Below are 14,018 nucleotides of genomic sequence, written 5' to 3'. Positions count from 1 at the left end.
CATCCGCGCCGTCGCTCAAGCGAAAAGAGCCAGCGAAAGCCGCCGGCCTCGCGGCGTCAGAAGCCGCCCGTGCCCAGCAGCCCGGTCAGCCCGACGATGATGAGATAGAAGGCGACGATGTAGTTCAGGAGCCGGGGCATCAGGAGAATGAGGACGCCGGCGATCAAGGCGACGATGGGCTGAACGGTGATGATCTGCATGGAAGGCTTGTCCGTGTTTGTGGGTCTTGCGAGCGGGCGGAGAAGGAAGGTCAGCCCATGTACCAGCCATGGCTGACGGTGATGGACTGGCCGGTGAGCGCCTTGGAGCCGAAGCCGGCGAGGAAGATCGCGACCTCCGCCACGTCCTCGACCGTGGTGAACTCGCCGTCCACGGTGCGCCCGAGCATGATGCGGCTCACCACTTCCTCCTCGGGAATGCCGAGCGAGCGCGCCTGTTCGGGGATCTGCTTCTCCACCAGCGGCGTGCGCACGAAGCCGGGGCAGATGACATTGGCGCGCACGCCATGCGGCCCGCCCTCTTTGGCCGCGACGCGGGCCAGGCCCAGAATGCCGTGCTTGGCGGCGACATAGGCGCTTTTAAGCGCCGAGGGCTCGTGCGAATGCACCGAGCCCATATAGATCATCGAGCCGGATTTCTGCCGGTACATGTGCGGCAGGCTGGCCTTGGTGACGAGGAAGGAGCCGCCGAGATGGATGTCCACCACGCGCTTGAACTCCTCGTAGGGGAAGTCCTCGATCGGGTGGACGATCTGGATGCCGGCATTGGCGATCGCCACGTCGAGCCGGCCCCAATGCTGCGCGACGCGCTCGATCCCCGCCCGCACGGCGGCCTCGTCGGTGACGTCCATCGTCAGCGCGATGGCGCTGCCGCCGGCCCCCTCGATCTCGGCCGCCGCCTCCTCCGCCGCCTCGCCCTTCAGGTCGGCGATCGCGACGCGCGCGCCCTCGCGCGCATAGCGCCGGGCGATCTCGCGGCCAATGCCCGACCCCGCCCCCGTGATGACCGCGACCTGCTCTTCCAGACGCATGGCGCTCTCCGATTCCCTGCCTCTCGCGGGAAGGAGAATAGTCCGGCACGCGGGCGTGAAAAGGCCGCGAGCGCACCGCCATGCTGCATTGCGTCCTCGCGGATGCGCATTTTCCTTTCGCCCCTCCCCGTCCCCGTTATATGGCTGCGGCCGAACAGGGCTCTTGAGTTACGACGGTCGGCGCGAAAGGACTTCCCCCGATGCAGGCTTCACGGATCGACGGAAAGGCGACGGCCGCCGCGGTTCTCCAGACGGCCAAGGCCGGCGGCGAGGCGTTGCGCGCCAAGACCGGCGTGCAGCCGGGCCTGGCCGTGGTGATCGTCGGCGAGGACCCGGCGAGCCAGGTCTATGTCGCCAACAAGGGGCGCACGGCGGAAGCCTGCGGCTTCCATTCCGTGACCCATCGCCTGCCCGCCGACGTGCCGCAGGCCGAGCTTCTGGCGCTGATCGACCGGCTGAACGCCGACCCCGCCATTCATGGCATCCTGCAGCAGCTGCCGCTGCCCAAGGGGCTCGACGCCGAGGCCGTGATCGGGCGCATCGACCCCGACAAGGACGTGGACGGGCTGACGCTGGTGAACGCCGGGCGCCTCGCCAGCGGCCAGACCGACGAGGCCTTCGTGCCCTGCACGCCGGCCGGCTGCATGGTTCTCCTGCGCAGCGTGCTGGGCGACGATCTCTCGGGCAAGCGCGCCGTGGTGGTCGGGCGCTCCAATCTCGTCGGCAAGCCCATGGCGCAGCTTCTGCTGCTCGCCAACGCCACGGTGACGGTCGCCCATTCGCGTACGAAGGATTTGCCGGCGCTTTGCCGCGAGGCGGACATCCTGGTTGCCGCGATCGGTCGTCCGCACTTCCTGCGCGCCGACAGCGTGAAGCCCGGCGCGGTGGTGATCGATGTCGGCATCAACCGCGTGCCCGCGCCCGAAAAGGGCGAAGGCCGAACGCGGCTCGTCGGCGACGTCGCCTCCGAGGAAATCGCCACTATCGCATCGGCCTTGACGCCGGTCCCCGGCGGCGTCGGCCCGATGACGATCGCCATGCTCATGGCCAACACGCTGGCCAGCGCCTGCCGCGCCGCCGGTGAGCCGCGCCCGCGCTTCTGATCGTTACTCCGGCTGAACCAGCTCGCGCCGCGCGGTGTCCACCACGGCGCGGGTGAGAGGGGTCAGGCGCTCGGCGGCAAGCCGGCTGACCTGCCAGAAGAGCGGCGTGTCGTAGGGGCGGCCGGGCAGGAGCTCGACCAGCCGCCCGGCCTCCAGATGATCCCGCACCAGGGAAACCGGGTTCAGCCCCCAGCCGAGCCCGAGCCGGCAGGCGTCCACGAAACCCTGCGTCGATGGCAGCCAGTGCGTGGGATGGGTGACCGCCTCGCCGAAATTGGCCGCGATCCAGCCGCTTTGCAGCCGGTCCTTGCGGTTGAAGGTAAGGGCGGGCGCGCGGCCGAGCGCCTCGGGCGTCACGCCTCCGGTGAAATGGCGAAGCACGAAGGCGGGGCTGGCGGTCGCGACATAGCGCAGGCTCCCGAGCGGCGTGGAGCGGCAGCCCTGCACGGGCTGGGCAAGAGCGGTGACGGCGGCGAGCACCCGGCCGCGCCGCAGCCAGTCCGCCGTATGGTCCTGATCGTCCACCGCGATGTCGAGAAGCGGGTCGCTTTCCTGCGAAAAATGGGCCAGCGCCGGAAGAAACCAGGTGCCGAGACTGTCGGCATTGGTGGCGAGCGGCAGGGTCGGGCGCAAGGCGCCCTCGCCCTCTCCTGCCAAGGCCGGCAGCTGCGCGAAGAGCTCGGTTTCCAGAAGGCCGACCTGATCCATGTGCCGGCAAAGCCAGTCCCCCTTCTCGGTCGCGCGGCAGGGCTGGCCGCGTTCCACCAGAACCGTGCCGACCCGCTCCTCGAGCTGCCGCACCCGCTGCGACACGGCCGAGGGCGTGACGTTCAGGACGCCCGCCGCCTTCTCGAAACTGCCGGTGCGGATCACCGCCGCCAGCGCGCGCAACGCGGGATAGTCCAGCATCTCGACATAAGCTCCGCTTCATCAGCCTAAGTTGGTTTAACGCCCCTTCATCGCCGTGTCATGCTAGCTCGTCCCCATTCGGACGCGGGAAGGCGCACAGATGGACATGACGGCCTATGGCACGGGGCTGACGACGGGGCTGACGCTGATCCTGGCGATCGGGGCGCAGAACGCCTTCGTCCTGAGGCAGGGGATCATGGGGGCGCATGTCTTCGCGGTGTGTCTGGCCTGCGCCGTGTCGGACGCGCTTCTCATCACGCTCGGCGTCAGCAGCTTCGCGCGCGTCGCCGCCGTTCTGCCCATGCTCGACCCGGCGCTGCGGCTTCTCGGGGCGGGCTTTCTCGTCTGGTACGGCGCCAAAAGCCTCCACCGCGCCTTTCGCGCCAGCGACGCGCTGCAACTGGCGGCCACGGGAGCGGGCAACCGGGCGCAGGCGCTCGCGACCTGCCTCGTGCTGACCTGGGCCAACCCGCATGTCTATCTCGACACGGTGGTTCTGATCGGCAGTCTGTCGACGCGCTTTCCCGGCAACGAGCCCACCTTCGGAGCGGGCGCCGTCACCGCCTCGTTCGGCTTCTTCTTCGCGCTCGGCTACGGCGCGCGCTGGCTGCGCCCGGTCTTCGAGCGCCCCAGCGCCTGGCGCGCGCTGGAACTGGCGATCGGGCTCGTGATGTGGGGCATCGCCGCCAAGCTTCTGCTGGGCGCCTGACCCTCAAGAAAAAAGCCTCGCATCGGGTGATGCGGGGCTTTGGAATGGCGCGAGGAGCGAGGCGGCTCAGGCGTCCTGGCTGGACTCGTCGGGCACGCCGGGCTTGGCCGGCGCGGCGTTGGCGTCCGCGCCCACGGCGACCTTCGGGCCGCCCTTGGACACGCCCACCATGGCGGGGCGCAGGACGCGCTCGCCGATGGCGTAGCCTTCCTGCACGACCTGCACCACCGTGTTGTTCGGCAGCTCGGCGTTGGGAATCTCGAACATGGCCTGATGGAAGTTCGGGTCGAAGCGCTGGCCCTCGGGCTCCAGCTTCTTCACGCCGTGGCGTTCCAGCGTCGACTGCATGGCGCGCCCGGTCAGCTCGACGCCCTCGGCCAGCGTCTGCAGGCCGGCATCGGCCTCGCGCGCGCCCTCGGGGATCGCCTGCAGCGCGCGGGCGAGATTGTCGGACACGGCGAGCATGTCGCGGGCGAAATTGGCGACCGCGAACTGGCGGGCGTCCTTCACTTCGCGCTCGGTGCGGCGGCGAAGGTTCTCCATGTCGGCGGCAAGGCGCACCAGACGGTCCTTCACGTCGGCGTTCTCGGCTTCCAGCTCGGTGACGCGCACTTGGAGCGCCTCGTGCGCTTCCGCGCCGGCCCAGCCGGAGGGCTCGGCGCCCGCTTCGCCGGCATCGGCATGCGCGCCGGGCTCCTGCGCCCCGGCGGCCGCGCCCGACACGCCGGACCCTTTGAAATAGGCCGCGCCGCCAGCGGAATACGCGCCGGCCTCGTCCGCGTGGTCGTTCACGTGCTTTTCGCTCTCGCCTGTCATGGGGCACTCCTGTTCGCGTCAAAGGGACGGGCCGGCCGGGCGCCGCCATGCGGCCGCCGCGCCAGCCCTCCGAAGGGTTCGTCGCTGCGGCATATCGAATGAGGCGGGCCGGAAATCAAGGCCGGCGCGACGGCGCCCCGCTCGCCAGAAGGCGGGACACCAGCCGCGCGGTGTAATCCACCATGGGAACGATGCGGCGGTAGTTGAGGCGCGTCGGGCCGATCACCCCCACCGCGCCGATCACCCGCTCCTGCGAATCGGAATAGGGCGCGATCACCAGAGACGAGCCCGAGAGCGAGAAGAGCTTGTTTTCCGAGCCGATGAAGATGCGCACGCCGTTGCCCGCCTCGGCCAGATCGATCAGCTCCATGATCGAGGTCTTGGACTCCAGATCGTCGAACAGATGGCGCAGCCGGTCGAGATCGTCGGCGGCCGACACGCTGTCCAGAAGATTGGCCCGGCCGCGCACGATGAGGCGCGAGGGCTGGCCGGCGCCCTCGCCCGCCCAGACAGCCAGGCCGGCATCGACCAGCTGGCGCGACAGCTCGTCCAGCTGGCGCGAGGTCTCGGCCTTCAGCGTCTCGATGCGCCCGCGCGCCTCGCCGAGCGTGCGCCCCACCACATGGGCGTTCAGGAAGTTGGCCGCTTCCACCAGCTGCGCCGCCGTGATGCCGGGCGGCAGGGCCAGGACGCGGTTCTCCACCTCCCCGTTCTCGCCCACCAGCACCACAAGCGCGCGCGCCGCGTCGAGGCGTACGAACTCGATATGCTTGAGGCGCGGATCGGCCTTGGCGGCGACCACGATGCCCGCCCCGCGCGACAGGCCGGACAGAAGCTGCGAGGCTTCCGTCAGCAGCGCGTCCACCGGGCGGCGCTCGCCATGGTCGCGCACCTTTTCCTCGATCTCGGCCCGCTCGCGCTCCGGCACGTCGCCGACCTCCAGGAAGGCGTCCACGAAGAAGCGCAGGCCGACCTCGGTCGGCAGGCGCCCGGCCGAGACATGCGGCGCGTAGATCAGGCCCAGCGCTTCGAGATCCGACATGACGTTGCGGATCGAGGCGGGCGAGAGCGAATTGGACAGGAGGCGCGACAGGTTGCGCGAACCCAGCGGCTCGCCCGACTCCAGATAGGAGTCCACGATCAGGCGAAAGATCTCGCGCGAACGCTCGTCGAGCGCGCCCGTGAGGGCGCTCTGGCCGGACAGGAGTTCGGCAAAGGGGGGCAACGTGCGCTTCATGCCTCTCTTATAGGGAGGCCGGGGGTTTGCGCCAAGGCGGGCGGCATCGGGCAGCCGCGGGGTGTCCGGCACGGGCGCCGCCTCTCCCGAACCCCTCTTCTCTTCCAGCGCTATTCCCAATCCGGGCCGCAATCATTAAGAGGCGGGTTCAAGCTTTGTTAATGCGGATCACCTTGCCTATGCGGCCTTCCAAACGCCAGAACGACGAACTGCGCCCCGTTTCGCTGGAGCGCGGCGTTTCGCGCCATGCCGAGGGCTCGTGCCTCGTCAAGTTCGGCGACACCCATGTCCTGTGCGCGGCGAGCCTGGAAGAGCGCGTGCCGGGCTGGCTGAAGAATTCCGGCAAGGGCTGGGTCACCGCCGAATACGGCATGCTGCCGCGCGCCACGGGCGAGCGCATGAAGCGCGAGGCGGCCAGCGGCAAGCAGAGCGGCCGCACGCAGGAGATCCAGCGGCTGGTGGCGCGCTCGCTGCGCGCCGTGGTCGATCTCCAGGCGCTGGGCGAGCGCATGATCACGGTGGACTGCGACGTGATCCAGGCCGACGGCGGCACCCGCACGGCCTCGATCACCGGCGCCTTCATCGCCCTCTCGGACTGCCTGTCCTGGATGGAGACGCGCGGCATGCTGAAGCGCGACAAGGTGCTGAAGGACCATGTCGCCGCGATCTCCTGCGGCATCTACAAGGGCGAGCCGATCCTCGACCTCGACTATCTCGAGGACTCGGCGGCCGACACCGACGCCAACTTCGTGCTCACCGGGCGCGGCGGCATCGTCGAGATCCAGGGCACGGCCGAGGGCGAGCCCTTCTCGCGCGCCGAACTCGACGCGCTGATGAAGCTGGCCGAAAAGGGCATCGGCGAGCTGGTGACGCACCAGCGGCAGTGCCTCGAAGGCTGATAAAGATGTAGCCTCGGATCAGTTTCGGGGCGCATATCTCATGACGACGGACGGGGCCGTGCGCGCCGCCTTTCAAGCAATCGACAGGCAGCCATGACGCACTCTCCCCTTCTCGACCCCGCCGGCGGCCCGCTCCTGATCGCCAGCCACAATGGCGGCAAGATCGCCGAATTTCGCGAGCTTCTGGGGCCGCTCGGCTTCGAGGTGGTCTCGGCGGCCGACAAGGCCCTGCCCGAGCCCGAGGAAACCGGCACGACCTTCGAGGAGAACGCAGCGCTGAAGGCGCTGGCCGCAGCCAAGGCGACCGGCCTTCTGGCGCTCAGCGACGATTCAGGGCTGGTGGTGGACGCGCTGGGCGGCGATCCCGGCATCTATTCCGCGCGATGGGCGGGTCCCGACAAGGACTTCACCATGGCCATGCGCAATATCGAGGAGAAGCTGCAGGCGGCCGGCGCCACCACGCCGGAGCGGCGCACCGCGCGCTTCGTCGCCGTTCTCTGCCTCGCCTCGCCCGATGGCGAGACGCGGCTTTATCGCGGCGAGGTCGAGGGCACGATCGTCTGGCCGCCGCGCGGCACGCTCGGCTTCGGCTACGATCCCTGCTTCCTGCCGGAGGGCGAGACGCGCACCTTCGGCGAGATGCAGTCGCAGGAGAAGCACGGCTGGGTGCCGGGCCAGCCCGACGCCCTGTCGCACCGGGCGCGGGCGTTCCAGATCTTCGCGCGGGAGGCGCTTGGGCTCGCATGAACGTCATGATGGCGCCCGCCAGCCCCCTCGCCCGCCCCATTTCGCAGATCCGCCCCTACACGCCGCCCGCCGGCGAGCCGGGCTTCGGGGTCTATGTCCACTGGCCCTTCTGCGCGGCCAAGTGCCCCTATTGCGACTTCAACAGCCATGTGCGCCACCAGCCGGTGGACCAGGGGCGCTTCGTCGAGGCCTTCCGCCGCGAGATCGCCGCGCAGGGCCGGCGCACCAAAGGCGAGACCGTCACGTCCATCTTCCTCGGCGGCGGCACGCCCTCGCTCATGGAGCCCGCCACCGTCGCCGCGATCCTCGACGCGGTCTCGGCGCAGTGGACGGTCGCCGGCGGCGCCGAGATCACGCTGGAGGCCAACCCGACTTCGGTCGAGGCGGAGCGCTTCCGGGGCTACCGCGCGGCCGGCGTCAACCGCGTCTCGCTCGGCGTCCAGGCGCTGAACGACACGGACCTGAAGCGCCTCGGCCGGTTGCACGACGTGTCCCAGGCGCTGGGCGCCATCCGGCTGGCGCGCGAGATCTTCCCGCGCCTGTCCTTCGACCTCATCTATGCCCGGCCCGGCCAGAGCGTTCCGGCCTGGGAGCGCGAGCTTTCGGAGGCGATCTCGCTCGCCGCCGACCATCTCTCGCTCTACCAGCTGACCATCGAGGAAGGAACGATCTTCCACGCCCTGCATAAGGCGGGCAAGCTGGTGGTGCCGGACGGCGAGCTTTCGGCCGATCTCTACGAGGCGACGCAGCAGCTGACGCTGTTCCACGGCCTGCCGGCCTACGAGATTTCCAACCACGCCGCGCCCGGCGCGGAATCGCGCCACAATCTCACCTATTGGCGTTACGGCCTTTATGCCGGCGTCGGCCCCGGCGCCCATGCCCGCCTGCCGGGCAAGGACGGCGCGCGCCATGCCGTGGCCAACGAGAAGCATCCCGAGACCTGGCTGAAAATGGTCGAGGACTGGGATTCGGGCGAGGTCGAGGACGAGGCGTTGGCCTCGCACGAGCAGGCCGACGAGCTGATGCTCATGGGCCTGCGCCTCGTGGAAGGCATCGACCTCAAGCGCTGGCGCAAGCTGGCCGGGCGCGACATCGACGCCGAGGTCGAGGCCGAGCTGACGCGCCACGGCATGATCGAGCGCATCGGCCCCGATCGGCTGCGCGCCACGCCCGCCGGCATGCTGGTGCTGGATGCGGTCGTCGCCGATCTGGCGTGAGAGGCGCGGTGGCAAGTGGCGCGCGCCGGTTGGGCGACGCATCGAAGTCGCTCCGGGGCAGGCGCTGCCTCTCCGATGCGACGGGGGCCAAGTCTCCGCGCCTTGGCTCCGACCTCGCCTCGCCGGCCTGTCCGAGGCGCAGCATCTTGCCGACATTCGGGCGCGCGGAACGAACCGCCGGGCGGAACCTAGTCGAGGGATCGTCGCCGGCTGGCGCGCACGGCAGCGCAGCGGGTGTGACGACGCTCCGGCCCGCCCTCCGAACATTGCGAGACGAGTCGACACCGCAAATTGTCCTGCCGCGCTCCGGCAGTTCCGTATCGGCGCGTCGTCTCCGCGCTGCCGCGCTGGCCTGGAAAGCCCGGCCTTGAGCGGCCCGGCCGCCACGCTGGCGCTCTACGCCCTGGCGGCGCTCGCTGAGATCGCGGGCTGCTTTGCCTTCTGGGCGGTGGTGCGGCTCGGGCGCTCTGCGCTCTGGCTCGCACCGGGCCTTGCCTGCCTCGTTCTTTTCGCTGTTCTTCTGACCCGGGTCGACGCCGCCTTTGCCGGTCGTGCCTATGCCGCCTATGGCGGGGTCTACATCCTGGTCTCGCTCGTCTGGCTCTGGGCCGTCGAGGGCGTGCGGCCCGACCGGTTCGATCTCGCCGGCGCCGCGCTCTGTCTCGGCGGCGCGAGCCTCATCCTCTTCGCACCCCGGGGCGCCGCATGAGCGACATGGCCGACGACCACCAGAACGACGATACGCTGCCGGACGATGTGGTGGTGGAGGATCACGGCACGGAGTCCGGCGCGAGCTTTCTCGTGCGCGGCGCGACGCTGCGCGCGCAAAAACCCGAGCCGGCGCTCTATCTCGTGGCGACGCCGATCGGCAATCTTTCCGACATCACGCTGCGGGCGCTGGACGTCATCGCCGGGGCGGACTGGCTCGCCTGCGAGGACACGCGCGTCACGCAGAAGCTTCTCGCCCGCTACGGCATCCGCCGCCGCCTCGTCGCCTATCACGACCACAACGCCGCCGAGGCGGGCGCGGGGCTCCTGGCCGAGCTGGAAGCCGGCCGCTCGGTCGCGCTCGTGTCCGACGCCGGCACGCCGCTCGTGTCCGACCCCGGCTTCCGGCTGGGCGAGGAGGCGATCAAGCGCGGCCTTCCCGTCATTCCCATTCCCGGCGCATCGGCGCCGCTGGCCGCTCTTCTCGCGTCCGGCCTGCCGTCCGACAGCTTCTTCTTTGCCGGCTTCCTGCCCGTGAAGGACGGCGCGCGCGTCACCAAGCTGGAAACGCTCGCCCGCATTCCCGGCACGCTTCTCTTCTTCGAGGCGCCGCACCGGATCGCTGAGAGCCTCGCCGCCATGGCTGAGGTGCTGGGCGCGCGCCCAGCCGCCGTCTGCCGAGAGCTGACCAAGGCCTACGAGACGATCTATCGCGGCACGCTGCCCGAACTGAGCCACCTGTTTGCCGCGCAAGAGCGGGTTCGCGGCGAGATCGTCGTCTGCGTCGGCCCGCCCGGCGAGGACGCGGCCGCGACCAGCGGCGATGTCGACACGATCCTGCGCGGGCTTCTCGCCGAGATGAAGCCGGCAAAGGCCGCGCAGGAGGCGGTGAAGCTCACCGGCCTTTCCCGCCGCGACCTCTACGCCCGCGCGCTGGAGTTGAAGGGCGAATGAGCCGGGCCGGCGGCGATGGCGCGAAGCCCGGCCTCCAGCGCAAGCGCGCCTTCTTCCGCAAGGGCCACCGGGCCGAGATGCTGGCGGCCTGGGCGCTGCGCCTCAAGGGCTACCGCATTCTCGCCGTGCGCTATCGCACCCCGTCCGGCGAAATCGATCTCGTCGCCCGGCGCGGCGCGCTGGTCGCCATCGTCGAGGTGAAGGCGCGCCCGACGCTGGAAGCGGCCATGAACGCCGTGACGCCCGCCGCCCAGGCGCGCATCGAGCGCGCCGCCGATCTCTGGCTGTCCCGCCAGAAGCGCACTGCCGGCCTCTCCATGCGCTTCGACATCGTCGCCGTCCTCCCTCGCCGCTGGCCGGTTCATGTGAAGGACGCGTGGCGGGGGACGCTTTAGAGACGCTCTCCAGCCGAACCCTCAGACGCCCGCGCCGGGGCTGCTGGCGGGGCGAGGGTCATGGGGCTCCGGCGGCATCGAGGGCGCGACGGGCGAAGCGGCCTGCCCCCTTGAAAAGGGCGCGGCGAGTTCCGGCACCATGACCGGACGGCTGGTCTGGCCGTAGATGCGCTTTTCGATGGTGCTGGCGAGATCGCGCGCCAGGGCGCGATCCACCCGCGCCCGGTCCTGCGCGATGGACAGCATGGCCCCGGCAATGCCATTCACCAGGGTCTGGTCGAGCGACAGGACGTTGAAGCGCGAAAGCTCCGTGCCGGCCGTGTCGCGCAGCACCACGGTGGCGCCCAGCTTGTTGGCGTCTCCCGCCAGAAGCGACATGAGCGGGTTCTTGTAGGCGAGGAGAACCAGCGTCACCTCCACCTTCGTCGCCTTGCCTTCGCTGATGCCGATGATCTGCGAGGGAACGGTCTGGCGAACCAGCGAGAGAATGTCGGTCTCGGGTTTCAGCGATTCGATGGCGCTGACGCTCACCTCGCGCACGGCGAGCGGGCCGGTCGTCTCGACCACGGGCCTGGCGCAGCCGGACAGAAACGCGGCGAAGGCGAGCGCCGCGAGCAACCTGAAAACCATGGGAAACCGATTTCTGCTGGGGAGATGGAGCGTCGGCTTTAGCGCCTCCTCCCTCAGCCGCAACGGGGGCGGCGGCGCCCGCCATCACCATGGCGTGAGACCTTTCGCGCTTGGGCGCGCCTGTGGCCGGCGGGTCACGATCCGCCCCGCCCCGTGGACAGAGGCCCCGTTCCCCTCTACCTCGGCGGGGACGGAACCGTTCGGGGAACACACCGCATGTCGCTCAAGGTCGCGGTCCAGATGGACCATGTGTCGGGCATCACCATCAAGGGCGATTCCACCTTCGCCCTCTGCCTCGAAGCCGAGCGGCGCGGGCACCAGCTCTTCCACTACACGCCGGACCGTTTGTCGCTGCGCGACGGCGTCGCCACCGCGCGGGTGGAGACGCTGAACCTCGTCGAGGAGCAGGGCAAGCATTTCACGCTGGGCGAGCCGCACAAGGTCGATCTCTCGACCATGGACGTGGTGCTTCTGCGCCAGGACCCGCCCTTCGACATGAACTACATCACCTCCACCCATATCTTGGAGCGCATCCATCCCAAGACGCTGGTGGTCAACGACCCGGCCTGGGTCCGCAACATGCCGGAGAAGATCTTCGTCACCGAGTTCGCCGATCTCATGCCGGAGACGATCATCACCAAGGACCCGGCCGAGATCGCGGCCTTCCGCGCCGAGTTCGGCGAGATCGTCCTGAAGCCGCTCTATGGCAACGGCGGCGCCGGCGTCTTCCACCTGACCAAGGACGACCGCAACCTCTCCTCGTTCCTGGAGACCTTCGCGCTCCTGTTCCGCGAGCCCTTCATCGCGCAGCGCTATCTCAAGGACGTGCGCAAGGGCGACAAGCGCGTCATCCTGATCGACGGCGAGCCGGTGGGCGCGATCAACCGCGTGCCTTCCGAGACCGACGCGCGCTCCAACATGCATGTGGGCGGGCGAGCCGAGCCGACCGAGCTCACCGCGCGCGAGCGTGAAATCTGCGAGCGCATCGGCCCCAAGCTGAAGGAACGCGGTCAGGTGTTCGTGGGCATCGACGTGATCGGCGACTATCTCACCGAGATCAACGTCACCTCCCCGACAGGCATCCGCGAGGTGAAGCGCTTCGGCGGCGCCGACATCGCCGCCCTGTTCTGGGATGCGGTCGAGGCCAAGCGCTGAGCGGTTCGCGCGGCCTCGCGCAACCGGCGGAGCCTCCGCGCATTTCTGAACGCGGGCTGAACGGGGCGTTCGGACCCCGTTCGGCTTGGCCGCATTAGATTGGCATCATCGAACTCGCGCCTCCATCCGGATGGTTCCATCATGACGAAAGCTCGTCTCTTCTCCCTGGTCCTGGCTGGCGCCGCTCTCGTGCCCGGCCTTGCCAGCGCCGCCTCGGCCATCGCCACCACGAACGTCAACCTGCGCGCCGGCCCGTCCACGGCCTATCCGCCGGTGAACGTCGTGCGCGGCGGCGAGGAGGTGCATGTCTTCGGGTGCCTGGCCAACCGCGCCTGGTGCGACGTGGACTTCTACGGACAGCGCGGCTGGATCTCCTCCAGCTATCTCGCCTATGTCCGGGGCGGCCAGCGCTACACCGGGCCGCGCGTCGTCGGCTATATCGGGGCGCCGACGGTCACCTATTCCTTCGGCCGCTACTGGGACAACCACTATCGCGACCGCGACTTCTACCGCGACCGCAGGCGCTGGGACGGCATCTACGGGCCGCGCATCTTCGACCGTGGCCCGCCCCCGCCGCCGCGCCCGCGCTACAGCGGCTATTACGACGCGCCGCCCCCGCCTCCTCCCCCGCCGCCTCCCGGCTGGGAGCGGGACCGCCGCGACCGCTTCGAGCGGGACCGCGACCGGTTCGAGGGCCGGCGAGACCGGGACCGTTTCGAGGACGGCCCGCCGCCCCCGCCCCCACCGCCGCCCGGCTGGGAAGATTACTGACCGCATCGAGGCGGCGCCGCAGGGCGCCGCCTTTGTTTTTGGGAGTGTGCCTGGAGTTTTGACGAGCTCGATCGGGAAAACTCTCTGCGATCGTCCGGAATGCGTGACTTCGTTCGCTTAAGCCGCGACGAACCGGGTGAGAGTCAGGACATCGTCTCCTTGATACGCAACAGTGCCGGTCTCGGCGTAGCCGAGTTGTCGCGCGATCTTCAGCGAGGCGGCGTTATCCGGGCTGATGATGCACACCGTCCGCGCCGTGCGATGCGCCATGTCGAACCATTCATGGGAGGCTAGAACGGCTTCCCGGGCATAGCCCAGGCCCCAGACGGACGGATGAAGAATCCAGCCTGATTCGGGAAACGGATCGAAATCGGGGCCGAGCCCACGCTCCGATCGAAACAGGCCCGCGCGTCCGATCAAGCGACCGCTGACCTTCTCCTCGATCGTGAACATGCCGTAGCCGAAGCTGACCCAATGGCCCACCTGGGCCAGGCAGCGGTTCCAGCTCGCCTCCCGCGAAGTCGGCTTTCCACCGAGATAACGGAACACCTCGGGATGCCCGTTCAGCTCGTGATGCTGTTCGAAATCGGCGGCGGAAAGCGGACGAAGATGGAGGCTCTCGGTCGTGATCATCACGGCATTGAACATGGAGAGCGCGTCCGGGCCAAACGATTCTCGAGCGTCCTTGCGCACACGCCGAGCGCGACTTAGTCTCGCCCCTAGAATGAAACTGGAATC

Annotated in this window: 17 protein-coding genes; 10 read left to right on the top strand and 7 right to left on the bottom strand. The window is 69.3% G+C overall.

What is annotated here, in order from left to right:
• Positions 1-56: 56 nt before the first annotated feature.
• Together M673_RS23475 and M673_RS03435 are read right to left on the bottom strand one after the other, a co-directional pair.
• Positions 57-200: a DUF3096 domain-containing protein gene (locus tag M673_RS23475; protein ID WP_082639146.1), complete on the bottom strand. Its 144-nt coding sequence runs from the start codon at positions 198-200 to the stop codon at positions 57-59.
• A gap of 50 nt (positions 201-250) precedes the next feature.
• Complete coding sequence (locus M673_RS03435) at positions 251-1,030, bottom strand: 3-hydroxybutyrate dehydrogenase (RefSeq protein ID WP_061973583.1); 780 nt, start codon at positions 1,028-1,030, stop codon at positions 251-253.
• Positions 1,031-1,230: 200 nt separating this feature from the next.
• Here M673_RS03435 and folD point away from each other — a divergent pair, with 200 nt between their 5' ends.
• A complete protein-coding gene (folD, locus tag M673_RS03430) occupies positions 1,231-2,133 on the top strand; it encodes a bifunctional methylenetetrahydrofolate dehydrogenase/methenyltetrahydrofolate cyclohydrolase FolD (RefSeq protein WP_061973581.1) in 903 nt (300 codons plus the stop codon).
• A 3-nt stretch (positions 2,134-2,136) separates the two neighbouring features.
• On the opposite strand, the gene M673_RS03425 is transcribed toward folD, so the two are convergent.
• Positions 2,137-3,042: a LysR family transcriptional regulator ArgP gene (locus M673_RS03425; RefSeq protein WP_061973579.1), complete on the bottom strand. Its 906-nt coding sequence runs from the start codon at positions 3,040-3,042 to the stop codon at positions 2,137-2,139.
• Between the two features lie 100 nt (positions 3,043-3,142).
• On the opposite strand from M673_RS03425, the gene M673_RS03420 reads away from it, so the two are divergent.
• Positions 3,143-3,751, top strand: a complete 609-nt coding sequence (locus M673_RS03420) for a LysE/ArgO family amino acid transporter (protein WP_061973578.1) — start codon at positions 3,143-3,145, stop codon at positions 3,749-3,751.
• A gap of 66 nt (positions 3,752-3,817) precedes the next feature.
• On the opposite strand, the gene grpE is transcribed toward M673_RS03420, so the two are convergent.
• Complete coding sequence (gene grpE, locus M673_RS03415) at positions 3,818-4,567, bottom strand: nucleotide exchange factor GrpE (RefSeq protein WP_082639145.1); 750 nt, start codon at positions 4,565-4,567, stop codon at positions 3,818-3,820.
• Between the two features lie 115 nt (positions 4,568-4,682).
• Complete coding sequence (gene hrcA / locus M673_RS03410; protein WP_061973576.1) at positions 4,683-5,804, bottom strand: heat-inducible transcriptional repressor HrcA; 1,122 nt, start codon at positions 5,802-5,804, stop codon at positions 4,683-4,685.
• 179 nt (positions 5,805-5,983) lie between these two features.
• Here hrcA and rph point away from each other — a divergent pair, with 179 nt between their 5' ends.
• The 6 genes from rph (at position 5,984) to M673_RS03380 (ending at position 10,724) form a co-directional block, all read left to right on the top strand.
• Positions 5,984-6,703: a ribonuclease PH gene (rph, locus tag M673_RS03405; protein WP_061973574.1), complete on the top strand. Its 720-nt coding sequence runs from the start codon at positions 5,984-5,986 to the stop codon at positions 6,701-6,703.
• Between the two features lie 93 nt (positions 6,704-6,796).
• Positions 6,797-7,450: an RdgB/HAM1 family non-canonical purine NTP pyrophosphatase gene (rdgB, locus tag M673_RS03400; protein WP_061973572.1), complete on the top strand. Its 654-nt coding sequence runs from the start codon at positions 6,797-6,799 to the stop codon at positions 7,448-7,450.
• Positions 7,447-8,667 (top strand): radical SAM family heme chaperone HemW, encoded by a 1,221-nt coding sequence (gene hemW, locus M673_RS03395; RefSeq protein WP_061973570.1) that lies wholly within the window; start codon positions 7,447-7,449, stop codon positions 8,665-8,667. The genes rdgB and hemW overlap by 4 nt, the downstream gene beginning before the upstream one ends.
• A gap of 367 nt (positions 8,668-9,034) precedes the next feature.
• Entirely contained in the window at positions 9,035-9,376 is a 342-nt protein-coding gene (locus tag M673_RS24830) for a YnfA family protein (RefSeq protein WP_061973568.1), read from the top strand.
• Entirely contained in the window at positions 9,373-10,329 is a 957-nt protein-coding gene (gene rsmI, locus M673_RS03385; protein WP_244493259.1) for a 16S rRNA (cytidine(1402)-2'-O)-methyltransferase, read from the top strand. Before M673_RS24830 ends, rsmI begins: the two co-directional genes overlap by 4 nt.
• A complete protein-coding gene (locus tag M673_RS03380) occupies positions 10,326-10,724 on the top strand; it encodes a YraN family protein (RefSeq protein WP_061973566.1) in 399 nt (132 codons plus the stop codon). Before rsmI ends, M673_RS03380 begins: the two co-directional genes overlap by 4 nt.
• A gap of 21 nt (positions 10,725-10,745) precedes the next feature.
• Here the strand turns inward: M673_RS03380 and M673_RS03375 are convergent, their stop codons facing one another.
• Positions 10,746-11,354 carry a hypothetical protein gene (locus M673_RS03375; RefSeq protein WP_061973564.1) on the bottom strand — a complete coding sequence of 203 codons (609 nt, stop codon included), beginning with the start codon at positions 11,352-11,354 and terminating at the stop codon, positions 10,746-10,748.
• A 216-nt stretch (positions 11,355-11,570) separates the two neighbouring features.
• Between M673_RS03375 and gshB the strand changes: the two genes are divergently transcribed.
• Both gshB and M673_RS03365 read left to right on the top strand, forming a co-directional pair.
• Entirely contained in the window at positions 11,571-12,509 is a 939-nt protein-coding gene (gene gshB, locus M673_RS03370; protein WP_061973562.1) for a glutathione synthase, read from the top strand.
• Positions 12,510-12,650: 141 nt separating this feature from the next.
• Entirely contained in the window at positions 12,651-13,280 is a 630-nt protein-coding gene (locus tag M673_RS03365; protein WP_061973561.1) for an SH3 domain-containing protein, read from the top strand.
• Between the two features lie 117 nt (positions 13,281-13,397).
• On the opposite strand, the gene M673_RS03360 is transcribed toward M673_RS03365, so the two are convergent.
• Positions 13,398-13,928, bottom strand: coding sequence for a GNAT family N-acetyltransferase (locus M673_RS03360; protein WP_061973560.1), 531 nt, complete (start codon positions 13,926-13,928; stop codon positions 13,398-13,400).
• Positions 13,929-14,018 lie beyond the last annotated feature (90 nt).

This window comes from Aureimonas sp. AU20 (assembly GCF_001442755.1).
Taxonomy (GTDB): Bacteria; Pseudomonadota; Alphaproteobacteria; order Rhizobiales; family Rhizobiaceae; genus Aureimonas.
This window is presented reverse-complemented; position numbering and strand designations above follow the sequence as displayed.